The sequence below is a fragment of the Enterobacter sp. Ap-1006 genome, assembly GCF_011752835.1.
Taxonomy (GTDB): domain Bacteria; phylum Pseudomonadota; class Gammaproteobacteria; order Enterobacterales; family Enterobacteriaceae; genus Cedecea.
In genome coordinates this window covers 855,136-878,145 of the sequence record NZ_VWWU01000001.1, presented here as the reverse complement: position 1 = coordinate 878,145, position 23,010 = coordinate 855,136, and the positions used below count along the sequence as shown (strand labels likewise).

Annotated in this window: 24 protein-coding genes; 12 read left to right on the top strand and 12 right to left on the bottom strand. The window is 56.3% G+C overall.

From position 1 onward, the window contains the following. The first annotated feature begins 4 nt into the window (after positions 1–4). The 3 genes from F3J28_RS04110 (at position 5) to msrA (ending at position 3,685) form a co-directional block, all read left to right on the top strand. The gene (locus F3J28_RS04110; RefSeq protein WP_166873031.1) at positions 5–1,000 is read left to right on the top strand and encodes a FecCD family ABC transporter permease; all 996 of its coding nucleotides are present in this window, start codon (positions 5–7) and stop codon (positions 998–1,000) included. Between the two features lie 189 nt (positions 1,001–1,189). Then, a complete protein-coding gene (locus F3J28_RS04105; protein WP_286177907.1) occupies positions 1,190–2,950 on the top strand; it encodes a cytochrome c biogenesis protein DipZ in 1,761 nt (586 codons plus the stop codon). A 15-nt stretch (positions 2,951–2,965) separates the two neighbouring features. Further along, positions 2,966–3,685 (top strand): peptide-methionine (S)-S-oxide reductase MsrA, encoded by a 720-nt coding sequence (gene msrA / locus F3J28_RS04100; RefSeq protein ID WP_166873028.1) that lies wholly within the window; start codon positions 2,966–2,968, stop codon positions 3,683–3,685. 56 nt (positions 3,686–3,741) lie between these two features. Here msrA and lpxM read toward each other — a convergent pair whose 3' ends face one another. From lpxM to znuA, 3 genes are all read right to left on the bottom strand, one after another. Next, positions 3,742–4,722 carry a lauroyl-Kdo(2)-lipid IV(A) myristoyltransferase gene (gene lpxM / locus F3J28_RS04095; protein ID WP_166873025.1) on the bottom strand — a complete coding sequence of 327 codons (981 nt, stop codon included), beginning with the start codon at positions 4,720–4,722 and terminating at the stop codon, positions 3,742–3,744. A 123-nt stretch (positions 4,723–4,845) separates the two neighbouring features. Then, positions 4,846–6,168, bottom strand: a complete 1,323-nt coding sequence (gene mepM / locus F3J28_RS04090; protein WP_166873022.1) for a murein DD-endopeptidase MepM — start codon at positions 6,166–6,168, stop codon at positions 4,846–4,848. A gap of 15 nt (positions 6,169–6,183) precedes the next feature. Next, on the bottom strand, positions 6,184–7,128 hold the full coding sequence (gene znuA, locus F3J28_RS04085; protein ID WP_166873019.1) for a zinc ABC transporter substrate-binding protein ZnuA: 945 nt from the start codon (positions 7,126–7,128) through the stop codon (positions 6,184–6,186). A 79-nt stretch (positions 7,129–7,207) separates the two neighbouring features. On the opposite strand from znuA, the gene znuC reads away from it, so the two are divergent. Continuing rightward, complete coding sequence (gene znuC, locus F3J28_RS04080; protein WP_166873017.1) at positions 7,208–7,960, top strand: zinc ABC transporter ATP-binding protein ZnuC; 753 nt, start codon at positions 7,208–7,210, stop codon at positions 7,958–7,960. After that, positions 7,960–8,745 carry a zinc ABC transporter permease subunit ZnuB gene (gene znuB, locus F3J28_RS04075; RefSeq protein ID WP_008453940.1) on the top strand — a complete coding sequence of 262 codons (786 nt, stop codon included), beginning with the start codon at positions 7,960–7,962 and terminating at the stop codon, positions 8,743–8,745. Before znuC ends, znuB begins: the two co-directional genes overlap by 1 nt. Before the next feature lie 55 nt (positions 8,746–8,800). Here znuB and ruvB read toward each other — a convergent pair whose 3' ends face one another. From ruvB to aspS, 6 genes are all read right to left on the bottom strand, one after another. Next, positions 8,801–9,811 (bottom strand): Holliday junction branch migration DNA helicase RuvB, encoded by a 1,011-nt coding sequence (gene ruvB, locus F3J28_RS04070; RefSeq protein ID WP_166873014.1) that lies wholly within the window; start codon positions 9,809–9,811, stop codon positions 8,801–8,803. Between the two features lie 8 nt (positions 9,812–9,819). Further along, positions 9,820–10,431 carry a Holliday junction branch migration protein RuvA gene (ruvA, locus tag F3J28_RS04065; protein ID WP_008453936.1) on the bottom strand — a complete coding sequence of 204 codons (612 nt, stop codon included), beginning with the start codon at positions 10,429–10,431 and terminating at the stop codon, positions 9,820–9,822. An 82-nt stretch (positions 10,432–10,513) separates the two neighbouring features. After that, a complete protein-coding gene (gene ruvC / locus F3J28_RS04060) occupies positions 10,514–11,035 on the bottom strand; it encodes a crossover junction endodeoxyribonuclease RuvC (RefSeq protein ID WP_008453933.1) in 522 nt (173 codons plus the stop codon). Between the two features lie 40 nt (positions 11,036–11,075). Further along, a complete protein-coding gene (locus F3J28_RS04055; protein WP_166863260.1) occupies positions 11,076–11,816 on the bottom strand; it encodes a YebC/PmpR family DNA-binding transcriptional regulator in 741 nt (246 codons plus the stop codon). A gap of 23 nt (positions 11,817–11,839) precedes the next feature. Then, entirely contained in the window at positions 11,840–12,283 is a 444-nt protein-coding gene (nudB, locus tag F3J28_RS04050; RefSeq protein ID WP_008453929.1) for a dihydroneopterin triphosphate diphosphatase, read from the bottom strand. After that, entirely contained in the window at positions 12,283–14,055 is a 1,773-nt protein-coding gene (gene aspS, locus F3J28_RS04045; RefSeq protein ID WP_166873011.1) for an aspartate--tRNA ligase, read from the bottom strand. Before aspS ends, nudB begins: the two co-directional genes overlap by 1 nt. Before the next feature lie 268 nt (positions 14,056–14,323). Between aspS and F3J28_RS04040 the strand changes: the two genes are divergently transcribed. From F3J28_RS04040 to cmoB, 5 genes are all read left to right on the top strand, one after another. Continuing rightward, positions 14,324–14,890 (top strand): hydrolase, encoded by a 567-nt coding sequence (locus F3J28_RS04040; protein ID WP_166873008.1) that lies wholly within the window; start codon positions 14,324–14,326, stop codon positions 14,888–14,890. Next, a complete protein-coding gene (locus tag F3J28_RS04035) occupies positions 14,887–15,705 on the top strand; it encodes a DUF72 domain-containing protein (RefSeq protein WP_166873005.1) in 819 nt (272 codons plus the stop codon). The genes F3J28_RS04040 and F3J28_RS04035 overlap by 4 nt, the downstream gene beginning before the upstream one ends. A 70-nt stretch (positions 15,706–15,775) precedes the next feature. Continuing rightward, positions 15,776–16,171, top strand: a complete 396-nt coding sequence (locus F3J28_RS04030; protein WP_008453920.1) for an MAPEG family protein — start codon at positions 15,776–15,778, stop codon at positions 16,169–16,171. A gap of 39 nt (positions 16,172–16,210) precedes the next feature. Then, positions 16,211–16,954 (top strand): carboxy-S-adenosyl-L-methionine synthase CmoA, encoded by a 744-nt coding sequence (gene cmoA, locus F3J28_RS04025; RefSeq protein WP_166873002.1) that lies wholly within the window; start codon positions 16,211–16,213, stop codon positions 16,952–16,954. Then, complete coding sequence (gene cmoB, locus F3J28_RS04020; protein ID WP_166873000.1) at positions 16,951–17,922, top strand: tRNA 5-methoxyuridine(34)/uridine 5-oxyacetic acid(34) synthase CmoB; 972 nt, start codon at positions 16,951–16,953, stop codon at positions 17,920–17,922. Before cmoA ends, cmoB begins: the two co-directional genes overlap by 4 nt. 54 nt (positions 17,923–17,976) lie before the next feature. Here the strand turns inward: cmoB and F3J28_RS04015 are convergent, their stop codons facing one another. Further along, the gene (locus tag F3J28_RS04015; protein ID WP_008453915.1) at positions 17,977–18,255 is read right to left on the bottom strand and encodes a YdgH/BhsA/McbA family protein; all 279 of its coding nucleotides are present in this window, start codon (positions 18,253–18,255) and stop codon (positions 17,977–17,979) included. 224 nt (positions 18,256–18,479) lie between these two features. Continuing rightward, the gene (gene cutC, locus F3J28_RS04010) at positions 18,480–19,229 is read right to left on the bottom strand and encodes a copper homeostasis protein CutC (protein ID WP_166872997.1); all 750 of its coding nucleotides are present in this window, start codon (positions 19,227–19,229) and stop codon (positions 18,480–18,482) included. Between the two features lie 91 nt (positions 19,230–19,320). Between cutC and F3J28_RS04005 the strand changes: the two genes are divergently transcribed. Then, on the top strand, positions 19,321–20,460 hold the full coding sequence (locus tag F3J28_RS04005; RefSeq protein ID WP_166872994.1) for a MalY/PatB family protein: 1,140 nt from the start codon (positions 19,321–19,323) through the stop codon (positions 20,458–20,460). Here the strand turns inward: F3J28_RS04005 and F3J28_RS04000 are convergent, their stop codons facing one another. Continuing rightward, on the bottom strand, positions 20,461–21,027 hold the full coding sequence (locus F3J28_RS04000) for a VOC family protein (RefSeq protein WP_166872992.1): 567 nt from the start codon (positions 21,025–21,027) through the stop codon (positions 20,461–20,463). Positions 21,028–21,271: 244 nt separating this feature from the next. Here F3J28_RS04000 and argS point away from each other — a divergent pair, with 244 nt between their 5' ends. After that, a complete protein-coding gene (argS, locus tag F3J28_RS03995) occupies positions 21,272–23,005 on the top strand; it encodes an arginine--tRNA ligase (protein WP_166872989.1) in 1,734 nt (577 codons plus the stop codon). Positions 23,006–23,010 lie beyond the last annotated feature (5 nt).

Here is a 23,010-nt window from a genome sequence, read left to right as displayed (position 1 = left end):
GCGCGTGAAGCCGCTGCGCCTGCTGCTGTGTGCCATCGTCACTTTGCTGGGATTGATTTATAGCCTGCGCTACGGGGCCGTCACATTATCCTTAAGCGAAGTGATTCAGTTCCTGAATCCGCACCCCGCAGAGGATCCCGTGCTGGCCCTGTATCAGAAAATCGTCTGGTCGCTACGGCTGCCCAGGGCGCTGCTGGCGATGGCCTGCGGCGGTGGGCTGGCGCTGGCTGGCGCCGTGCTACAGACATTAACCCGTAACCCGCTGGCTGACCCGTGGCTGCTCGGCATCTCTTCCGGCGCCGGTCTGGGCGCCGTGCTCATTATTGCGCTCGGCGTCCAGCCGCTGCTCATAGCCATGCCCTCCGGCGCGTTTATCGGGGCGCTGACCGCATTCGCTCTGGTTGTGCTAATGGCTGGCCGGGCCGTGACACAGCCAGCGCGATTTATGCTATCGGGCGTGGCCGTGGGGCAGTTACTGAGCGCCTTCACCTCGCTGATTGTTTTCTGGCAAACGGACGCCACCACCTCACGTGGCTTTACCTTCTGGCTGCTTGGCGCGTTTGGTCAGGCCACCTGGCAGCAGGTCGCGATTTGCAGCGGCGCGCTGTTTGTTATCGGCACATTTTGTCTGGCACTGTCCCCGACGCTAAACGTCATGGCGCTGGGTAACGTTGCCGCTCAGGGGCTGGGCGTTAACGTAGCCGCGCTGCAAATGTGGCTCTACCTCTCCATGACGGTATTAACCGCCACGATGGTCGCCTTTTGTGGGGCGATTGGCTTTGTCGGTCTGACCGTTCCACACCTGGCAAAGCTGATGTTCGGCCATCGCCACCAGTGGGTTTTACCCGCCAGCGTGTTCTTTGGCGCGCTGCTGACGCTGGCTTCCGACACGCTTGCGCGCACGCTATTTGCTCCGAGGGAACTGCCTCCTGGCGTCATCACGGCGCTGATCGGCGTGCCGGTGTTTCTTCTCGCCCTGCGCCACCGCCCACAACCCTGACCCCTCCGCCTCCAGGCCGTTTCGCGCGAACAGGCTCTTGCCCTCCCGCCGCCTCGAGAGTTATCACGAAATTGTTAACTCTTGAGGAGGATTTAGTAAGTATTCTTTTTATAAAGTGCAGGCATAAATACATGAGGAGCCCCGTTCTTTCCGCCCGGCTCTCCGTTCTCACTCTGATACAGGAACATCATGATGCTGGTCATTATTCTTGCTTATCTGGGCGGCCTGTTAACCATCGCCAGCCCTTGTATTCTGCCGGTACTGCCGTTTGTTTTTGCACGGTCCGACCAGCCGTTTGTCCGCACAGGGCTGCCGCTTCTGGCGGGCATGGCGATAACGTTCACGTTATTCGCAACTCTGGCAGCCGTCGGCGGTGGCTGGGTCGTCGCGGCCAACCAATATGGCCGCGGCGTGGCATTAGTGTTGATGGCGGTGTTTGGTATCACGCTGCTATTTCCTCGCCTGGCTGAGCGCGTCATGCACCCTCTGGTTAACGCGGGTAACTCGCTGTCTAACCGCGTGGCTCCGGGCCAGCCAGCAGGTCCAGGCGCTTCGTTTTTACTAGGTATTGCAACCGGGCTGCTTTGGGCACCCTGCGCTGGCCCCATTCTGGGACTGGTGCTGACCGGTGCGGCCCTGCAGGGGGCAAATGTAGGCTCTACGCTGTTGCTGTTGTCTTATGCCGCAGGTGCGGCCACCTCACTGGCGCTGGCGCTTTTGATCGGTGGCAAAGTATTCAGCGCCATGAAACGCTCTCTGGGCGTAGGGGAATGGATCCGTCGAATTCTGGGCGCAGGGATGTTACTGGGCGTCGTCGCTATTTCTTTTGGCTTAGATACCGGCGTCCTGGCCCGACTTTCTACAGCGTCAACCGGCGGCATCGAACAAGCGCTGGTGAAACGCCTCTCTCCAGACAGCACCACGGCCAATGCCCCCACGCCCGCCTCCGTGGTGAAAACGTCAGATGACGACACCATTCCAACGTTGACCGATGCTGGCGTGATGCCTTCATTGAGCGGTGCGACGCAGTGGCTAAACTCGCCACCGCTGACGGCTGAATCGCTGAAAGGCAAAGTCGTCCTCGTCGATTTCTGGACTTACTCCTGCATTAACTGCCTGCGTTCTTTACCGTATGTGAAAGCCTGGGCCGAAAAATACCGCGATCAGGGCCTGGTGGTGATTGGCGTCCACGCGCCGGAGTTCGCCTTTGAGCGTGACGTCAATAACGTGACCAAAGAAGCGAAGAAACTGGGCGTAACTTATCCTGTCGCCATTGATAACGATTACAGCATCTGGCGGGCGTTCAATAACCAGTACTGGCCAGCGCACTACTTTATTGATGCCAGCGGCCATATTCGCTACGAGCACTTTGGCGAAGGCGACTATGCGCAATCCGAACGCGTTATTCAGGAGCTGCTGCGCCAGGCAGGCGCTAAAAACGTTAACAGCGGCATCAGCACCGTTTCTGCCAGCGGCGTAGAACAGGCGGCCAGCGGCCAGAATGACATCTCTTCAGAAACCTATCTAGGCTATATGCGGGCGCAGAACTTTGCCTCTGGCGAAGTCACCGGAGATAAACCGGCAGACTACAAAAAGCCTTCCGCACTGCCGCTGGACAGCTGGGGACTCGAAGGTAACTGGACCATCGGCGGGGAGAACATCACGCTTAATCGCCCGAATGGCCGCATTGTTTACCAGTTTCATGCCCGCGATTTGCACCTCGTTCTCGGCCCTGGCACAGCAGGCAAGCCGGTGCGTTTTAAAGTCACAATCGACGACCAGGCACCCGGCAGCGTTCACGGTTCAGATGTTGCCCCGGACGGCAGCGGCACGGTGACGGAACAGCGCCTTTACCAGCTGATTCGCCAGTCGAACGGCAGCGGCGAACACACGTTCAGTATTGAATTTGAAGATCCGGGCGTGAACGCCTATGCCTTCACGTTCGGTTAACCGGGGAGCATTACGATGAAACCGACACTCTTTTCGTCCACCAAACGCCGGCTAGCGTTGTTCAGCGCTCCTGCACTTATCGTTGCTGCACTTGTCTTTCAGAATACGGCCTGGTCCGAACCCGAACGTGCGGTGGCGATCCCTGCACCACTGCAGGATGAGTCGCCCACGGGCCAACATCTTGAAACCGCCGTCTTTGCCGGGGGGTGTTTCTGGGGCGTTCAGGGCGTCTTTCAGCATGTAAAAGGCGTAACCAGCGCAATATCTGGCTACACGGGCGGTAAAGCACGGACGGCAAATTATGAGACGGTCAGCATGGGGATGACCGGGCACGCCGAATCCGTGCAGGTTATCTTTGATCCAGCCAAAGTGACTTATGGTCAGCTATTACAGGTCTTCTTTTCCGTCGCGCACAACCCCACGGAGCTAAACCGCCAGGGGCCGGATTACGGAACACAATACCGTTCTACCGTTTTTCCGCTCAGCGAATCACAGGCGAAGGTGGCCAAAGCGTATATCACGCAGCTCGACGCCAGCCATAGGTTTAGTGCGCCGCTGGTTACAACAATTGAAGAACATGCACAGTTCTATCCGGCGGAGAAATACCACCAGAATTTCCTGAACGACAACCCAAACTACCCTTACATCGCGATCAACGACATCCCCAAAGTCGAGCAGCTTAAACAACTCTTCCCGGCGCTGTGGAACAAAGATCCTGTGCTGGTGAAAGGGTGAAAAAAAAACCGCGCCAGTGAAAGATAGTGGCGCGGTTTTCCATTACGCAATATGCGCTATTTTTTCTTTTTCGGGTACAGCTCATCCCGGCAGTAAGGCTCTATCTCGCCCTCTTTACGGGTCTTCAGGAGCTTGAGGATCCAGGTATATTGCTCCGGATGCGGGCCCACCAGCAATTCCACCTCTTCGTTCATTCGGCGGGCGATGGTATGGTCATCGGCCTCGAGCAGATCATCCATCGGCGGACGAATAAAAATATCCAGCCGGTGAGTGTCGCTGTTATAAACCGGGAACAGCGGGATCACGCGGGCACGGCATACTTTCATCAGGCGCCCAATGGCCGGGAGAGTTGCTTTGTAGGTCGCAAAGAAATCGACAAATTCGCTGTGTTCTGGCCCGTGATCCTGATCGGGAAGATAGTAACCCCAATAGCCCTGGCGAACGGAACTGATAAACGGTTTGATCCCGTCGTTGCGGGCATGCATCCGGCCGCCAAAGCGACGGCGCACCGTATTCCAGACATAGTCAAACAGCTGGTTGCCCTGGTTGTGGAACATCGCCGCCATTTTCTGGCCTTCAGAGGCCATCAGCATGGCCGGAATATCGACGGCCCAGCCGTGCGGCACGAGGAAAATCACGTTTTCCTCTTTAGCACGGATTTCATCCACAATCTCTTTGCCGTGCCAGTCCACGCGAGCCATGACCTTTTTCGGGTCACGCAGCCCCAATTCCGCCATCAGCACCATCGCCTGCGGCGCCGTGGCGAACATGCGATCGATGATTGATTCACGCTCGGCTTCCGGTAAATCCGGGAAGCAGTAAAGCAGGTTAATTTGTGCCCGGCGTCTGGCGCTTTTGCCCAGGCGCCCCGCTAAGCGCCCAATTTTCCCCAGCAAAGGATCCCGAAGCCCCGGAGGAAGAAGCGCCAGCCCGACAAAAGCGCCAACGCCAAGCCATGCGCCCCAGTAACGCGGGTGCAAAAAGGCTTTTTGAAATTCAGGGATAAACTCACTGTGGTTTTTTTTTGCTTTTTCCATGCGGCTCTCAGTAGTTCGCCAGCAGTCTGGCGAGACAAATTTATCGTTATTTTAGCGGGGCTGCGGCCAGCAGACAAAAGAAAAAGCCGGTTACAAGAACCGGCTTTTCGTCAAAGGGAAAAATCAGTCTATGCGCAGCTGCGGCAGCACGTCTTTAACCTGCGCCAGGTAATCACTGCGATCGGAGCCGGTCAGGCCCTCAGAACGCGGCAGCTTGGCCGTCAGCGGGTTAACCGCCTGCTGGTTGATCCACACTTCGTAATGCAGGTGCGGGCCGGTAGAACGCCCGGTATTGCCAGACAGTGCAATACGGTCACCGCGCTTCACTTTCTGGCCAGGTCTCACCAGCAGCTTCTTAAGGTGCATGTAACGGGTGGTATAAGTCCGGCCATGGCGGATAGCCACAAAGTAACCTGCGGCCCCGCTGCGCTTAGCCATTACCACTTCACCATCCCCGACAGCCAGTACAGGTGTCCCCTGTGGCATCGCAAAATCAACGCCTTTGTGCGGCGCGACGCGGCCGGTCACCGGGTTAAGACGACGAGGGTTGAAGTTAGAGGAAACGCGGAACTGCTTCACGGTTGGGAAACGCATAAAGCCTTTGGCCAGGCCAGAGCCGTTACGGTCGTAAAACTTGCCGTCTTCCGCGCGAATGGCGTAGTAATCTTTTCCGTCGCTGCGCAGGCGCACGCCGACCAGCTGGCTCTGCTCACGCTTGCCGTCCAGCATTTCGCGGGACATCAACACGGAGAATTCATCGCCCTTCTTCAGCTTGCGGAAGTCCATCTGCCACTGCATAGCTTTGATAACAGAACTGATTTCTGCGCTAGTCAAACCGGCATCACGTGCGCTGGAAACAAAACTTGCCCCCACCGTGCCCTTCAGCACGCTGTTAACCCAATCGCCCTGCTGGGTTTCGCTGCTCATTTTGAAACCGTTATCAGTGCGATCGTAAGTGCGCGTTTCGCGGCGCGACATTTCCCAGGTCAAACGCTGCAAATCGCCGTCTGCGTTAAGCGTCCAGGAAAGCTGCTGACCAATTTTCATGTTTCGCAGGTCTTTATCAGCGGAAGCGAGCTGGCTGATGTCACCCATATCGATGCCGTACTGATTCAGAATGCTGCTTAGCGTATCACCTGTGGAGACGACATATTCATGAACGCCCGCTTCGCCGGAGGTTTTATCATCCAGCTCATCCTGAGGCAGGGTGTCATCTTCGGCGTCCGGGGACTGGTCGAGGGGTTCGCTGGCTTCCGGCAGCAGCGAATGTATTTCGCTTTTTTGAAGTTCGATAGTCTTGATTATCGGACTGGACTGCGGATGGTAAATTGACGGTCGCCATACCGCGACCGCCAGAGTGAGAACCGTAAGCGACCCCAGCATAACGCGATGGGGCCGTGATAAATTGTCAAATGCCATGGCGACAGAGCGGGCTATCTGTTGCACGTATTCACTTCCTCGTTAATCTCCTTTCAGGCAGCTCGCATACTGGTTCGCAAGTCCGGTCATAAACTGCATATAGCTGTTTTTACCTAATGCGACTTCAATTCCCAGAGGATCTAAGGTGCCGGAGCGAACGTTAGTGCCTCTGGCAACGGCGTTAATTACCGCTGGCCTGAATTGTGGCTCAGCAAAAACGCAAACCGCTTTATGCTCAACCAACTGTGTTCTGATTTCATGTAAACGCTGCGCACCTGGCTGTATTTCAGGGTTAACGGTAAAGTGGCCAAGCGGCGTTAAACCGTACTGTTTTTCAAAGTAGCCATAGGCGTCATGAAAAACGAAATACCCTTTTCCTTTCAGCGGTGCCAGCACGGAACCCACCTGTTTATCGGCGTCGGCTAAGCCTGACTCGAAATCTTTCAGGTTGGCGTCAAGTTTGGCTCGATTTTCGGGCATAAGTTCCACTAATTTATTGTGGATTGCAACCGCCGACAGCCGCGCTACTTCTGGGGAGAGCCAAATGTGCAAGTTGTATTCACCGTGATGGTGATCTGCGTCACTCTTTTCGCCATGGCCATGTTCATCGCCGTGCTCATGGTCGTCGTCGTCACCGCCTTTCATGAGCAGCGGTTTCACGCCGGCAAGCGCCGCCAGCTCAAGCTGTTTTTGCTCGGGAAGCTGGCGCACAGACTTCTGCATGAAAGCTTCCATTTCAGGCCCAACCCAAACGACTAAGTCCGCGCCCTGTAAGCGTTTTACATCGGACGGACGAAGTGCATAGTCGTGCTCAGAGGCGCCATCAGGCAGTAATACTTCTGTGCTAGTCACCCCGTCGGCAATGGCTGAAGCGATAAAGCCCAGAGGCTTGATGGACGCCACAACGGCGGCGTTGATGTCGGTGACGGCAGAGCCCCAGAGGGCAGCAGAAAATGCAGCGAAAAGAAGTGTCTTTTTATGTAACATAATGCAACTTATCATCGTGATAATCAGAATAATTGTGATATTATAACATCCGCTAACTTATGCAACCCCTGAAATTGTCATGACAAATTTGGTTGAACTGGAAAATATCTCGGTCTCTTTCGGCCAGCGACGCGTGCTGGCCGATATCTCACTTGCGCTAAAGCCTGGCCGTATTCTTACGCTGTTGGGGCCAAACGGTGCAGGTAAATCCACCTTAGTGCGCGTCGTGCTCGGCCTGGTCACACCCGATCAGGGCGTCATTAAGCGCGATCGGCATCTGCGCATTGGCTACGTGCCGCAAAAACTTCATTTGGACGCCACGCTGCCGCTCACGGTTAGTCGTTTCCTGCACCTACGCCCGGGAGTAAAAAAGGCCGACATTCTCCCGGCGCTTAAACGCGTGCAGGCCGCTCATTTGCTGGATGCGCCAATGCAGAAGCTCTCTGGCGGTGAAAACCAGCGCGTTCTGCTGGCACGGGCGTTGCTGAATGAGCCTCATCTGCTGGTACTGGATGAACCCACCCAGGGCGTGGACGTCAACGGCCAGCTCGCGCTTTATAATCTGATCGACCAGCTTCGCCACGAGCTAAACTGTGCGGTGCTGATGGTTTCTCATGACCTGCACCTCGTCATGGCCAAAACCGATGAAGTGCTGTGCCTGAACCACCATATTTGCTGCTCCGGTACGCCAGAAGTCGTCTCCACCCATCCTGAGTTTATCTCGATGTTTGGGCCCATCGGTGCCGAACAACTGGGCATTTATCGCCACCATCATAACCACCGTCACGATCTGCAGGGTCGCATCGTTCTGCGCAGAGGGAATGGACAGTAATGCTTGAATTGTTGTTGCCCGGCTGGCTGGCCGGGATTTTGCTCGCCTGTGCGGCAGGGCCGCTGGGCTCTTTTGTGGTCTGGCGTCGGATGTCCTATTTTGGCGACACGCTGGCTCACGCCTCATTGCTGGGCGTCGCGTTTGGTCTGCTGCTCAATGTGAACCCTTTTTATGCCGTTATCGCAGTGACGCTGTTACTTGCTATTGGCCTGGTCTGGCTGGAGAAACGCCCTCACCTCGCCATTGATACTCTGCTGGGTATTATGGCGCACAGCGCCCTGTCGCTCGGTCTGGTGGTGGTCAGCCTGATGTCTAACGTCCGCGTCGATCTCATGGCTTACCTTTTCGGCGATTTACTGTCAGTCACGCCGTCGGACATTATCTCCATTGCCGCTGGCGTGGCCGTCGTGCTTGGCGTACTGGCCTGGCAGTGGCGTAGCCTGCTGGCGATGACCATCAGCCCGGACCTTGCCCACGTGGACGGCGTCAATCTTCAGCGAGTGAAAATGCTGTTGATGCTGGTGACCGCCCTCACCATCGGTGTTGCAATGAAATTCGTCGGGGCGCTCATCATTACCTCGCTGCTGATTATACCGGCCGCAACCGCACGGCGCTTCGCCCGAACGCCTGAACAAATGGCGGGCTTTGCGGTTCTCATTGGTATGATTGCCGTCACCGGCGGGCTGGCTTTCTCGGCGCTTTACGATACTCCGGCAGGCCCATCCGTTGTGCTGGCCGCCGCCGCGCTGTTTATTCTTAGCATGGCTAAAAAGCAGCCGGCTTAAACCTCACGTAAACACGAAAAAGGCGCCCTGAGGCGCCTTTTTTATTGCGGAATATTCACGGCTGAGCCGGAGGGACAATCCCAAAGTGCGTCCAGGCCCGCGGCGTGGCAATACGCCCGCGCGGCGTTCGCTGCAGAAAGCCCTGCTGAATCAGGAACGGCTCCAGCACGTCCTCAATGGTTTCTCGCTCTTCGCCGATAGCGGCGGCAAGGTTATCCAGCCCAACCGGGCCACCGAGGAACTTGTCGATCACCGCCAGCAACAGCTTGCGGTCCATGTAATCAAACCCTTCGCTATCCACATTCAGCATGTCCAGCGCCTGCGCTGCTACTTCGGCAGTAATCGCCCCGTCATGCTTTACTTCAGCAAAGTCGCGAACGCGGCGAAGTAAGCGGTTGGCAATACGCGGCGTACCGCGAGCGCGGCGGGCAACTTCCAGAGCACCATCATCGCTCATCTCCAACCCAAGCACGCTGGCGCTTCGCCCGACAATATGCTGCAGGTCGGCCACCTGATAAAACTCCAGCCGCTGCACAATCCCGAAACGGTCGCGCAGGGGCGAAGTCAGGGAGCCCGCGCGGGTGGTCGCGCCAATCAGGGTGAACGGAGGGAGATCGATTTTAATCGAACGTGCAGCCGGGCCTTCGCCAATCATGATATCGAGCTGATAGTCTTCCATCGCCGGATACAGCACCTCTTCCACCACCGGGGAAAGGCGGTGGATCTCATCGATAAACAGCACGTCGTGAGGCTCAAGATTGGTTAGCATTGCCGCCAGATCGCCAGCTTTCTCCAGCACCGGGCCGGAGGTGGTTCGCAAATTCACGCCCATCTCGTTGGCCACGATGTTAGCCAGGGTGGTTTTCCCCAGCCCCGGTGGGCCAAAAATCAGCAGATGATCGAGCGCATCGCCGCGCAGCCTGGCCGCCTGAATGAAGATTTCCATCTGCGAGCGCACGTGCGGCTGCCCGACATACTCTTCGAGCAGCTTCGGGCGAATGGCACGATCGATTAACTCGTCCTGGGTGATATTTCCTGGGGATACCAGGCGGTCTGCTTCAATCATCCTCTACCTCATAGCGCCGCGCGGAGCGCTTCGCGGATCAGGGTTTCGCTGTCGGCACCGGCACGGCCCACTTTGCTGACCATGCGGCTGGCTTCCTGTGGTTTATAGCCCAGAGAAACGAGGGCAGCAACGGCTTCCTGCTCGGCATCGTCGGCCTGGCCGTTATCCGGCGAGGTTAGCACCAGATCGGCTGCAGGGGTAAACAGGTCGCCATGCATGCCTTTGAAGCGGTCTTTCATCTCCACAATCAGGCGCTCGGCGGTTTTCTTACCCACGCCCGGCAGCTTGATAAGGGAACCAATTTCTTCGCGCTCGACGGCATTCACGAACTGCTGAGCCGACATCCCGGAGAGAATAGCCAGCGCCAGTTTTGGCCCTACGCCGTTCACTTTAATCAGCTCGCGAAACAGCGTCCGTTCCTGCTTATTGTTAAACCCGTAAAGCAGCTGAGCGTCTTCACGCACCACGAACTGAGTGAACACCACCGCCTCTTTGCCAATGTCCGGCAGCTCATAGAAGCAGGTCATCGGCATATACACTTCGTAACCCACGCCGTTGGTTTCCAGCAATACCAATGGGGGCTGCTTTTCCAGAACGATGCCTCTGAGTCGACCTATCACAATGTGCTCCTGCGTATTTACGTTGATGCGCGAAAAAGTAACGCTATGATATAAAAAAGGCTGGATAGATATCCAGCCTTAATTATTTTAATCGCCCTCGCGCCAAATTAAGCCGCGATTCGCTCATCTGGACCGAGTTTTGCGTCACATGGCAATGCGTAATGGCGATAGCCAACGCATCCGCCGCATCCGCCTGCGGGTTGGCCGGGAGCTTAAGCAGCGTGCGCACCATGTGCTGCACCTGGCTTTTCTCCGCGCTGCCTATGCCCACCACGGTTTGCTTTACCTGACGTGCCGCGTACTCAAACACCGGCAGGTCAGCATTCACCGCAGCGACAATGGCCGCGCCGCGCGCCTGCCCCAGCTTAAGCGCGGAATCCGCATTTTTCGCCATAAACACCTGCTCAATGGCAAAATACTCGGGCTGGAACTGGGTAATGATTTCGCTCACCCCCGCGTAGATAAGCTTCAGACGCGAGGGTAAGTCGGCAACCTGCGTTCGGATACAGCCGCTGCCCAGATAGGTCAACTGCCGCCCGGTCTGGCGAATAACGCCGTAACCGGTGACGCGCGATCCCGGGTCGATGCCGAGAATAATCGCCATCACGCGTCTCCTGAGTACAGGTCAGATACTGGCTGCGCCATTAAAGGGTAGCCGCCACCTCGTCGGAGATCTCACCGTTGTGGTAAACCTCCTGCACGTCATCACAGTCTTCCAGCATGTCGATCAGACGCATCAGCTTAGGCGCGGTGTCCGCATCCATGTCTGCTTTGGTGGAAGGGATCATGGAAACTTCTGCATTGTCCGCCTTCAGGCCCGCCGCTTCCAGCGCATCCTTCACCACGCCCATTTCTTCCCATGCGGTGTAAACGTCGATAGCGCCGTCGTCGAAGGTCACAACGTCTTCAGCACCGGCTTCCAGCGCAGCTTCCATGATCTGATCTTCGTCGCCCGCTTCGAAGGAGATAACCCCTTTCTTGCTGAACAGATAGGCTACGGAGCCGTCGGTGCCCAGGTTCCCGCCGCATTTGTTGAACGCGTGACGCACTTCGGCAACGGTACGGTTACGGTTGTCGCTCAGGCATTCCACCATCACGGCAGATCCGCCAGGGCCATAACCTTCATAAATGATGGTTTCCATGTTCGCATCATCATCACCGCCCACGCCGCGTGCAATCGCACGGTTCAGGGTGTCGCGCGTCATGTTGTTCGACAGCGCTTTATCGATAGCTGCGCGCAGACGCGGGTTAGACCCTGCATCACCGCCGCCCAGACGGGCAGCCGTTACCAGCTCGCGAATAATTTTGGTGAAAATCTTACCGCGCTTGGCATCCTGTGCCGCTTTGCGGTGTTTCGTGTTGGCCCACTTACTATGACCTGCCATAACAATCTCCAAAAGCGCCTGTATCAGGCGGCATCAATTACAAACTCTTCAATCGCCTGCCGGTTGCTCCATGACTTGGTCATCAGAGCCGCCTCTTCGGCGGGCACCCATTTCCAGGCCAGATGTTCGGTAATCGTAATCTGGCGTTCATGAGGCAGCGCAAGACAGAACCACGATTCCGTATTGCGCGTAATCCCCGGCGCATAGCGATGACGCAAATGAGTAAATATCTCAAACTCCACCCGGCGCTGGCAGTCAACTAACGGCAGCGGCTCATTGAGCACGTCGATAGCGACCTCTTCCTTTACTTCACGCCGGGCGGCATGCAGCGCGCTTTCCCCTTCTTCAAGGCTGCCGGTAACCGACTGCCAAAAATCAGGATCGTCGCGCCGCTGTAACATCAGCACCCGCTTCGTATCTTCTGCGTAAATGACCACCAGAACCGAAACGGGACGCTTATAAGGCATCAGTTTTTCTCTGCCTTTTTGATGACTTCAATCCCCAGCTCGGCAAGCGAAGCCGGGTTAGCGAAGCTTGGCGCTTCGGTCATCAGACAGGCGGCAGCCGTGGTTTTCGGGAAGGCGATAACGTCACGGATGTTGTCGGTGCCGGTCAGCAGCATGGTCAGGCGATCCAGACCAAACGCCAGGCCCGCATGAGGCGGCGTACCGTACTTCAGCGCGTCCAGCAGGAAGCCGAATTTCTCGCGCTGTTCCTGCTCGTTAATGCCCAGAATGCCGAACACGGTCTGCTGCATCTGGCCGTTGTGAATACGCACGGAGCCACCGCCCACTTCGTAGCCGTTGATAACCATATCGTAGGCGTTGGCAATCGCGGTTTCCGGCTGAGCAGCCAGTTCTTCCGGCGTCATGTCTTTCGGCGCGGTGAACGGGTGGTGCATCGCGGTCAGGCCGCCTTCGCCGTTGTCTTCAAACATTGGGAAGTCAACCACCCACAGCGGCGCCCATTTTTTCTCATCGGTTAACTGCAAATCTTTACCGATTTTCAGACGCAGTGCGCCCAGCGCGTCGGCAACCACTTTCTTGCTGTCCGCGCCGAAGAAGATCATGTCGCCGTCGGCTGCGCCGGTACGAGCCAGGATAGCTTCCACGATATCCGCATTCAGGAACTTGGCGACCGGGCTGGTGATACCTTCGATACCTTTCGCACGTTCGTTAACCTTGATGTACGCCAGGCCGCGAGCGCCGTAAATTTCGATGAACTTGCCGTAGTCGTCAATCTGTTTACGACTGATCTGTGCGCCACCCGGCACACGCAGTGCGGCAACGCGGCCTTTGGCGTCGTTTGCCGGGCCGGAGAAGACCTTAAACTCTACGTCTTTGACCAGGTCAGCCACATCCACCAGCTCCAGCGGATTACGCAGGTCCGGCTTGTCGGAACCATAGCGGCGCTCAGCTTCGGCGAAAGTCATCACCGGGAAGTCGCAAAGGTCAACGTTAATGGTGTTGATCCACAGTTTGCGCACCAGGTCTTCCATCACTTCACGCACCTGTGGCGCGGTCATGAAGGACGTTTCAACGTCGATCTGGGTAAATTCTGGCTGACGGTCGGCGCGCAGATCTTCGTCGCGGAAACATTTCACGATCTGATAGTAGCGGTCAAAGCCGGACATCATCAGCAGCTGTTTAAACAGCTGAGGAGACTGCGGCAGCGCGTAGAATTTACCTTTATGGACGCGGGAAGGCACCAGATAGTCACGTGCACCTTCTGGCGTGGCTTTGGTCAGCATTGGGGTTTCAATATCGAGGAAACCGTGGTCGTCCATAAAGCGGCGCACGAAGCTGGTAATTTTTGCGCGAGTTTTCAGGCGCTGAGCCATTTCTGGACGACGGAGATCCAGATAACGGTACTTCAGGCGCGCTTCTTCGGTATTAACGTGGTTGGAGTCCAGCGGCAGCACGTCAGAGCGGTTGATGATGGTCAGTTCGGTGGCAAACACTTCCACTTCGCCGGTCGCCATATCTTTATTAACGTTGCGCTCGTCGCGAGCACGCACGGTGCCAACAACCTGAATACAGAACTCATTACGCAGTTCAGAGGCGAGCTGGAACGCTTCCTGACGGTCCGGGTCGAAAAACACCTGCACGATGCCTTCACGATCGCGCATATCAATAAAGATAAGGCTACCGAGGTCACGGCGACGATTGACCCACCCACTAAGCGTTACTTGCTGTCCCACATGGGATTGATTGAGCTGCCCGCAATATACTGTACGCATGAGATATCCCTTAATCAGCTGCACGCGACCCGCCACCTGCGACGGCAGGCGCTTTGGTGGCAGCTATTTCGACTGTCACAACTGGATGAAAAAAGGGGGCTATTATACTGGAAATAATGGCTGGCGATAACCCCGAAACCGCCGACTGGCGCGAATCGCAGCACCGGTATTGCAGATTCTCACAAAAATTAACAAAATTTGTAAACTCAGCCACCTGGCTTCCAGCGTAAGGTATTGACCCTTAACCCCAATGTTAACCGGAGTCACAATGACACAACTCAACGCATCTCGTACTGCCCTGGTGGTGATTGACCTGCAGGACGGCATTTTACCGTTTGCCGGTGGCCCCCACAGCGCCAGCGACGTCGTGGCTCGTGCAGCGCGCCTGGCTGAAAAATTCCGCGCCAGCGGTTCGCCGGTGGTGATGGTGCGCGTGGGCTGGTCAGCCGATTACGCAGAAGCCCTGAAACAACCAGTTGATGCCGCACCTCCGGGCCATGCCCTGCCTGAAAACTGGTGGAGCTACCCGGCCGCGCTCGGTAAAAAAGACAGTGACATTGAAGTCACCAAACGCCAGTGGGGAGCGTTTTACGGCACAGACCTCGAGCTACAGCTGCGCCGCCGCGGCATCGACACCCTCGTCCTTTGCGGTATTTCGACCAATATTGGCGTCGAGTCCACCGCCCGTAACGCCTGGGAAATGGGATTCTCGTTGGTTCTGGCTGAGGATGCCTGCAGCGCCTCCAGCGTCGAGCAGCATAATAACAGCCTGAAGTTTATCTTCCCGCGCATATCCCTCGTTCGCAGCACCGACGAGATAATCGCTTCGCTATGATTTATATTGGCCTTCCTCAGTGGCAGCACCCGAAATGGAACCGGCTGGGCATCACTTCGCTGGAAGATTATGCCCGCCACTTCAACTGTGTGGAAGGCAACACCACGCTGTACGCCCTGCCAAAAGCAGAAATCGTACAGCGCTGGCGGGAAATGACGGGCGACAGTTTTCGCTTCTGTTTTAAATTTCCCGCCACCATTTCCCATACCGCCGCCCTTCGCAACTGCGGCGATCTCACCGCCGAGTTTTTCGACCGTATGTCGCCGCTGGCGGGCAGAATAGGCCAATACTGGCTTCAATTGCCGGCCACTTTCGGGCCAGGTGACCTCCCGGCGTTATGGCATTTTCTCGATGCGTTGCCGGCAGAATTCACCTACGGCGTTGAAGTGCGGCACCCGGCCTTTTTCGACAAAGGTGCGGATGAACAGGCATTGAATCGCGGCCTGCATGACAGGAAAGTGAATCGAGCCATTCTCGACAGCCGCCCGATTCACAGCGCCGTACCGCACAACGAGGCGGTGCGGGAAGCCCAACGTAAAAAACCCAAAGTTCCGGTGCATGCCATTGTCACGGCCTGCCATCCTCTGGTGCGATTTATCGGCAGCGACAACATGACGCAAAATGCCGAGCTGTTTGATGTCTGGTTAAAAAAGTTGCCTGAATGGACGGCAAAAACAACGCCATACCTTTTTCTCCACACCCCGGACATTGCCCAGGCGCCGGAGCTGGTTCATACCCTGTGGCCCGCGCTGCAGCACGTTTTTCCTGAATTAGGTGCTCCACCCGCCATCCCGCAACAGGCCACACTTTTCTGAGCACTAGCGACAGCACTCCGCTTGCGAGCTATCATAGCGTGAGCCGTAACTGTTACGACATGGAGTTAATATGGTAAGCGCGCTGTATGCGGTGCTGGCTGCTCTGCTGTTAATTAAGTTTTCGTTCGACGTTGTTCGCCTGCGAATGCAGTACCGGGTTTCCTACGGCGACGGCGGCTTTAGTGAACTCCAAAGCGCCATCCGTATTCACGGTAATGCGGTGGAATATATTCCCATTTCCCTGCTGCTTTTACTGCTGATGGAGATGGACGGCGCCGAAACCTGGATGGTGCATATTTGCGGTATTATGCTGCTGGCCGGACGCCTGCTGCACTACTACGGATACCATCATCGCCTGATCCGCTGGCGCCGTTCAGGCATGAGTGCCACCTGGTGCGCGCTGATGCTAATGGTGCTGGCCAACTTATGGTATATGCCGTGGGAGTTGGTTTTCTCGCTCCATTAACGCAAAATACGCCCCTTTCGAATTTCCGGATTTAACGTTATGTCTGACCGCGATACGCTGTTTTCCGCCCCGATAGCCAAACTGGGCGACTGGACCTTTGATGAACGGGTAGCCGAAGTCTTCCCCGATATGATCCAGCGCTCGGTGCCAGGTTACTCCAATATCATCTCCATGATTGGCATGCTGGCGGAGCGCTTCGTGCAGCCCCACAGCCAGGTTTACGACCTTGGCTGCTCTTTGGGCGCGGCAACATTATCGGTCCGACGCAACATTCATCATGATGACTGCAAAATCATTGCCGTCGACAATTCCCCGGCCATGGTCGAACGCTGCCGCCGCCATCTTGACGCCTTTAAAGCGCAAACGCCCGTTGAAGTCATCGAAGGCGATATTCGCCATATTGCCATCGAAAATGCGTCGATGGTGGTGCTGAACTTCACGCTGCAGTTCCTCGAGCCCGACGACCGTCAACTGTTGCTGAATAAAATCTGGCAGGGCCTGAGGCCGGGCGGTGCACTGGTGCTTTCGGAAAAATTCAGCTTTGAAGATGCCGAAGTCGGCGAGCTGCTGTTTAACATGCACCACGACTTTAAGCGCGCCAACGGCTACAGCGAACTGGAAATCAGCCAGAAGCGCAGCATGCTGGAAAACGTGATGCTGACCGACTCGGTCGAAACCCATAAAAAACGCCTCAAACAGGCGGGCTTTGAGCACGCCGAACTGTGGTTCCAGTGCTTTAACTTTGGCTCTCTGGTAGCCGTCAAATCCGGAGAAGTCGCGTGATTGATTTCGGTAATTTTTATCAGCTGATTGCAAAAAACCACCTGGCCCCGTGGCTGGAAACCCTGCCCGCGCAAATTGCCAGCTGGCAGCGTGAATCCCTGCATGGCCAGTTCAAGCACTGGTACAACACGGTGAACTATCTGCCGGAGATGACGCCTCATCGTCTCGATCTCCTGCACAGCGTCACCGCTGAATCCGCCATGCCGCTGAGCGAAGGCCAGCAGCTTGGCATTGAAAAGCTGCTCCGCAACCTGATGCCCTGGCGCAAAGGGCCCTATTCGCTGTATGGCGTAGATATCGACACCGAATGGCGCTCAGATCTTAAATGGGATCGCGTCTTGCCGCACATTTCGCCGCTTGCCGGGCGTACCATTCTCGACGTGGGCTGCGGCAGCGGCTATCACCTGTGGCGCATGATTGGCGCAGGCGCCCAGCTGGCGGTTGGCATCGATCCGATGCAGCTGTTTATTTGCCAGTTCGAGGCGGTGCGCAAGCTGCTTGGGAACGATCAGCGCGCCCACGTTCTGCCGCTCGGTATTGAGCAACTTCCAGAGCTGAACGCCTTTGATACCGTGTTCTCGATGGGCGTGCTTTACCATCGCCGCTCGCCCCTGGATCACCTCTGGCAGCTGAAGAATCAGCTGGTCAAAGAAGGCGAACTGGTGCTGGAAACGCTGGTGGTGGAAGGCGATGAAAATACCGTATTAGTGCCGGGCGAGCGCTATGCTCAGATGCGCAACGTTTACTACATCCCGTCCGCGCTGGCATTGAAAAACTGGCTGGAGAAATGCGGTTTTGTCGACGTAAAAATTGTCGACCACTGCGTCACCACGCAGGAAGAACAGCGCCGCACGTCGTGGATGATCACCGAATCGCTGGGCGATTTCCTCGACCCAAATGACAGCGGCAAAACTATTGAAGGTTACCCCGCCCCGCTTCGTGCCGTTCTGGTGGCCCGCAAGCCATAACCCACAAACAAAAAACCCGGCGCTGATTGCCGGGTTTTTTATCTTCGTCATCGCTTAGCGATAAACCTGTGCGGTGCCACTCCACAGGCTGGAGTCGCCCGGCGTGCCCAGGCCAGTAATGTTAATTTTGCTGCCGCCGATTTTCTCGGCCTTTACCTGCAGTCGGTTGATGGCATCATCAGTGCTGCCGGATACGCCACGAATGGACACGACGCCAATTTGCTCCTGTCCTGCCGGGCTGCTGTTAAGCACTTCGGGCAGCGGTGCGGCAAAAGCGGCAGATGCAAAGACGGATGACAGAGCCAGGATGACAGTTGCAGTTATTTTTTTCATTTTTAATTCCCTCTAACATAAATAGTTGTCGGAGAGGATTATTCACCCCAGGGTGTTTTGTAACGTAAGTGACTGGCAAACGAAGTTAAACAATGTGTACAAAAAGTGAAGGAAAGGTTACGCGACGCATCGCTGGTTACAAAATAAAAAAAGCCCCAGCAATACGCCGGGGCCTGGTACGAGCAAGCATCATATTGGGCGACATGATGCGCGGTAGAAATCTTTCAGCGCGGCGGGTTTGCGTCCACCAGCGCGTTTTTCATGGCCGCTACTACGTCTGCATCCACGCAGTAGCGATTAAACTCATCGGCTTGTGCGTCGGCGCTCATCGACACGCCCGCTTTGCGATAGCGCATTGGAGAAGGCACCGAACGCCCTGCCGAGCTGTGAAGTTCCTCAATACCGTTGGCAACAAACTTATCGAGGTTGCTCAGACGCACGCCTGCGCCAGCCATAATAATTGGAGCACGGGAATGCTGTTTTAGTTCCCGAAGAAGTGAGATTCCCGTTTCGGCCGTTTGCTGCTGCCCTGAAGTCAGGATCCTTGCTACCCCTAACGCCGCCAGTTGCTCAAACGCCTGCAGCGGATGCTGGCACATATCAAAAGCCCGGTGGAACGTCACCGCCATGCCCTCAGCGGCCTGCATGACCTGCTCCATTCGCGGTAAATCAATATTGCCGTCTACATCAAGCATCCCGATAACAAGCCCGGGGAAACCGAGTTCACGCACAAACGCAATATCTTCAAGCATGGTGGCAAATTCGCCGTCGGTGTAGCAAAAATCACCGCCGCGCGGGCGAATAATCGGGTGCACCGGGATCGATACCTTCTGCCTGACCTGGCGCAGCACGCCAGCGGACGGCGTCAGCCCACCTTCTTTAGGCGCCGAGCAGAGTTCAATTCTGTCCGCGCCGGCCTGTTCTGCAGTAACAGCACAATCTATTCCATAACAGCATATTTCAAGTAAAGCCATTGATTACTCCTGATAAAACCTGCAGTTCGCCGGTTGTGTCCCCGTCACTGAATGATAATCTTAAATGAGGTCCACAAAAAGGTAGCGTACTATGGCATTCAATTTTGATGAATGGATCGACAGGCGTCACAGCGACAGTTCGAAGTGGAATAAATTTGCTGAAAACGTGCTTCCCATGTGGGTTGCTGACATGGATTTTCGCTCCCCGCCCTGCATCCTTGAGGCACTTCAGGCACGCGTCCGACACGGCGTATTTGGCTACGGCAAACGCCCGCATGAACTGATAGATGTTCTGACCGAAAGACTCGCCAGCCGCTATCAGTGGCGCATCAAATCCGAATGGCTGGTCTTTTTGCCTGGCGTTGTTTCCGGCCTGAATCTCTGCGTTCGAGCCTTTACCGCCGCCTCTGAATCGACGATAGCCCCGACGCCGATATACCCGCCGTTTCGTAAAGCATCCGAACTTGCCCGGCGTACGCAGATTAACGCACCGCTCAGGCTCACAGAAAAGCGCTGGACTCTTGAGCTTGAGGCATTAGCGGCCAGCATGACCGGCAATGAAAAACTGCTGATGCTGTGTAACCCGCAGAACCCTGGCGGCACGGTTTACCGCCGTCACGAACTAGAGCAGCATCTGGCCTTTGCGCAGCGGCACGAGTTAATTGTCTGTTCCGACGAAATCCACTGCGACTTATTGCTGGAGCCCGGCGTAACGCACATCCCCTTTGCGACTTTAAGTGAAGATGCAGCGCAGCGTTCAGTGACGCTACTATCCCCGTCCAAAACCTTTAATATTGCCGGGCTTGGCGCCTCGGTGGCCGTTATTCCCAACCCTGACCTGCGGCGCAAATTCAAAGCCGCGCGGGCAGGCATTGTTCCGGAAGTGGATATTCTTGCCCTGACGGCGGCGGAAGCTGCATGGCGAGACGGCGAGGCGTGGCTGCAGGCGCTGCTGGTTTATCTGCGCGCAAACCGGGATCGGCTGACTCAGGCCATGAATGCCACGCCGGGTTTAACGATGATATCGCCGGAAGCCACTTATCTAGGCTGGGTTGATGCCAGCGGATTAGGCGTAGAGAACCCGGCGGAATTCTTTTTCAACGCCGGGCTGGGCTTTTCTCCCGGCATCGATTTTGGCGAGCAACAGTTTGTCCGCATCAACTTTGGCTGTACGGCCGCTGTCCTTGCCGAAGCCCTTAGCCGCCTGCAAACTGCGGTGCAGCAGCGCTAATCAGTCACCCTGTTCGCTGGCGACGATCTGCTCAATGCTCCAGGGGTGGAATTTGATGGTCACTTTACCGTCGGTGACCGCAAGCGTTGGATTGGGCAATCTTTCGCGCTCGCCTTTCGGGGAGCTGGTTTTCACCGAAATTCCCGTTTCACGCAGCCCGGCGTCAGACAACAAGTCCAGCGCCCGCGCGTTAAGCGTTTCTGGCTCGCCCGCCAGCACAATCTCAATGTGCTCCCAGCCTTCATGCGGGTAACGCTTTTCCCCGGGCCAGGGCAGTTCCACAACCGTAAACCGCCAGTGCTCGACGCACACCGGCTCATCGAGCTTGAATAAGCAGATCGGGCGGCCATTGATAATATTTTCACTCAGCAACGTGCCGCATTTTTCCAGCCCTGTACGCCAGCGTTCGGCGGTCACGTTCTGGTGGCAGCGCAAAGAAATGTGATCGGCATCCAGGGGCGCAATCTCCAGCCCAAGTCGGGTGGCAAGTTCTGTTAACGCTTTTGTAAATCTCGGCAGATCTGCCGAAATATCATGCAGTTCATCTACCGTCTGCCAGTGTGCCATGCCGCCATCCTCTTTTTTAGAAACCGCGTAATCTACCCTGTTCCTGGCAGGCCGCCAACTCCCCGCCAGGGCCAAATGCCGATGAATGGTTATTCATTGCGCCGTTAATAATAATTGCACCGCCCGCTAGCGAGGCTTTTGCTGACGTCGGAGCGTAAATAACGTTATACTCACGCCCTGTTTCTTTCCTCATTTTTAGGCGGCCCTTGACGTGGCGGCCCAGTACAAATTGTAAGGTATCCCGGTGAATATTCAGTCTCTTCTCTCAGAAAAAGTCAGCCAGGCGCTGATTGCTGCAGGTGCGCCAGCGGACTGCGAACCGCAGGTTCGTCAGTCAGCAAAAGTCCAGTTCGGCGACTATCAGGCCAATGGCGTGATGTCCGTTGCTAAAACGCTGGGCATGCCGCCGCGACAGGTTGCAGAGAAGGTCATCGCTAACCTCGATCTGACCGGGATCGCCAGCAAAGTTGAGATTGCCGGCCCAGGCTTTATCAACATTTTCCTCGACCCGGCATTTCTGGCGAAAAACATTGATGAGGCCGTGGCGTCCGATCGCGCTGGCGTGAGCGTGTCTGAACCGCAAACTATCGTCGTCGACTACTCTGCGCCAAACGTTGCCAAAGAAATGCACGTGGGCCACATTCGCTCCACCATCATCGGTGACGCGGCCGTGCGCACCCTCGAGTTTCTTGGCCACAAGGTCATCCGTGCCAACCACGTTGGCGACTGGGGCACTCAGTTCGGCATGCTCATCGCGTTCCTGGAAAAACAGCAGCAGGAAAACGCGGGCGAAATGGCGCTGGCCGACCTGGAAGAGTTTTACCGCGCGGCCAAAAAACACTACGACGAAGACGAAGTTTTTGCCGAGCGCGCCCGTGGTTACGTGGTAAAGCTGCAGGGCGGCGATGAATACTGCCGTGAGATGTGGCGCAAGCTGGTCGACATCACCATGACCCAGAACCAGAAAACCTACGAACGCCTCAACGTGACGCTGACCCGCGATGACGTGATGGGCGAAAGCCTCTACAACCCAATGCTGCCTGGCATTGTGGCGGATCTGAAAGAGAAAGGTCTGGCGGTAGAGAGCGAAGGCGCGACCGTGGTGTTCCTGGACGAGTTCAAGAACAAAGACGGCGACCCGATGGGCGTGATCATCCAGAAGAAAGATGGCGGTTACCTCTACACCACCACCGACATCGCCTGTGCCAAATACCGCTACGAAACCCTGCACGCCGACCGCGTGCTCTACTTCATCGACTCTCGCCAGCACCAGCACCTGATGCAGGCGTGGACCATCGTGCGTAAAGCTGGCTACGTGCCGGAGTCCGTCACCCTGGAGCACCAGATGTTCGGCATGATGCTGGGCAAAGACGGCAAGCCGTTCAAAACCCGCTCCGGCGGCACCGTGAAGCTGACCGACCTGCTGGATGAGGCAATGGAACGCGCCCGTGGTCTGGTTGCGGCGAAGAACCCGGATATGCCTGCAGACGAACTGGAAAATCTGGCGAAAGCGGTAGGTATTGGAGCGGTGAAGTACGCCGACTTGTCCAAGAGCCGTACCACCGACTACATCTTCGACTGGGACAACATGCTCGCCTTCGAAGGGAACACCGCGCCGTACATGCAGTATGCCTACACCCGCGTCCTGTCCGTGTTCCGTAAGGCCGACCTCGACGAAGCCGAACTGCTGAAAGCGAAGGTTGTTATTACCGAAGACCGTGAAGCTCAGCTGGCCGCCCGCCTGCTGCAGTTTGAAGAGACGCTGAATGTGGTTGCCCGCGACGGTACGCCGCATGTGATGTGTGCCTATCTGTACGATGTTGCCGGCCTGTTCTCCGGCTTCTACGAGCACTGCCCGATTCTCAGCGCCGCCGATGAAGCAACCCGCAACAGCCGCCTGAAGCTGGCGTTGCTCACCGCGAAAACGCTGAAGCTGGGTCTGGATACGCTGGGTATCAACACCGTAGAACGTATGTAATTCTT

Excerpts from the sequence above, each read along its gene's own strand:
- F3J28_RS04030 (WP_008453920.1), top strand. The coding sequence starts at position 15,776 with ATGGTAAGCGCGCTGTATGCGGTGCTGGCTGCTCTGCTGTTAATTAAG.
- F3J28_RS04105 (WP_286177907.1), top strand. The coding sequence starts at position 1,190 with ATGATGCTGGTCATTATTCTTGCTTATCTGGGCGGCCTGTTAACCATC.
- lpxM (WP_166873025.1), bottom strand. The coding sequence starts at position 4,722 with ATGGAAAAAGCAAAAAAAAACCACAGTGAGTTTATCCCTGAATTTCAA.
- F3J28_RS04035 (WP_166873005.1), top strand. The coding sequence starts at position 14,887 with ATGATTTATATTGGCCTTCCTCAGTGGCAGCACCCGAAATGGAACCGG.
- znuC (WP_166873017.1), top strand. The coding sequence starts at position 7,208 with ATGACAAATTTGGTTGAACTGGAAAATATCTCGGTCTCTTTCGGCCAG.
- ruvB (WP_166873014.1), bottom strand. The coding sequence starts at position 9,811 with ATGATTGAAGCAGACCGCCTGGTATCCCCAGGAAATATCACCCAGGAC.
- znuB (WP_008453940.1), top strand. The coding sequence starts at position 7,960 with ATGCTTGAATTGTTGTTGCCCGGCTGGCTGGCCGGGATTTTGCTCGCC.
- F3J28_RS04000 (WP_166872992.1), bottom strand. The coding sequence starts at position 21,027 with ATGGCACACTGGCAGACGGTAGATGAACTGCATGATATTTCGGCAGAT.
- F3J28_RS04040 (WP_166873008.1), top strand. The coding sequence starts at position 14,324 with ATGACACAACTCAACGCATCTCGTACTGCCCTGGTGGTGATTGACCTG.
- F3J28_RS04015 (WP_008453915.1), bottom strand. The coding sequence starts at position 18,255 with ATGAAAAAAATAACTGCAACTGTCATCCTGGCTCTGTCATCCGTCTTT.
- F3J28_RS04055 (WP_166863260.1), bottom strand. The coding sequence starts at position 11,816 with ATGGCAGGTCATAGTAAGTGGGCCAACACGAAACACCGCAAAGCGGCA.
- F3J28_RS04005 (WP_166872994.1), top strand. The coding sequence starts at position 19,321 with ATGGCATTCAATTTTGATGAATGGATCGACAGGCGTCACAGCGACAGT.
- ruvC (WP_008453933.1), bottom strand. The coding sequence starts at position 11,035 with ATGGCGATTATTCTCGGCATCGACCCGGGATCGCGCGTCACCGGTTAC.
- msrA (WP_166873028.1), top strand. The coding sequence starts at position 2,966 with ATGAAACCGACACTCTTTTCGTCCACCAAACGCCGGCTAGCGTTGTTC.
- cutC (WP_166872997.1), bottom strand. The coding sequence starts at position 19,229 with ATGGCTTTACTTGAAATATGCTGTTATGGAATAGATTGTGCTGTTACT.
- nudB (WP_008453929.1), bottom strand. The coding sequence starts at position 12,283 with ATGCCTTATAAGCGTCCCGTTTCGGTTCTGGTGGTCATTTACGCAGAA.
- aspS (WP_166873011.1), bottom strand. The coding sequence starts at position 14,055 with ATGCGTACAGTATATTGCGGGCAGCTCAATCAATCCCATGTGGGACAG.
- znuA (WP_166873019.1), bottom strand. The coding sequence starts at position 7,128 with ATGTTACATAAAAAGACACTTCTTTTCGCTGCATTTTCTGCTGCCCTC.
- cmoA (WP_166873002.1), top strand. The coding sequence starts at position 16,211 with ATGTCTGACCGCGATACGCTGTTTTCCGCCCCGATAGCCAAACTGGGC.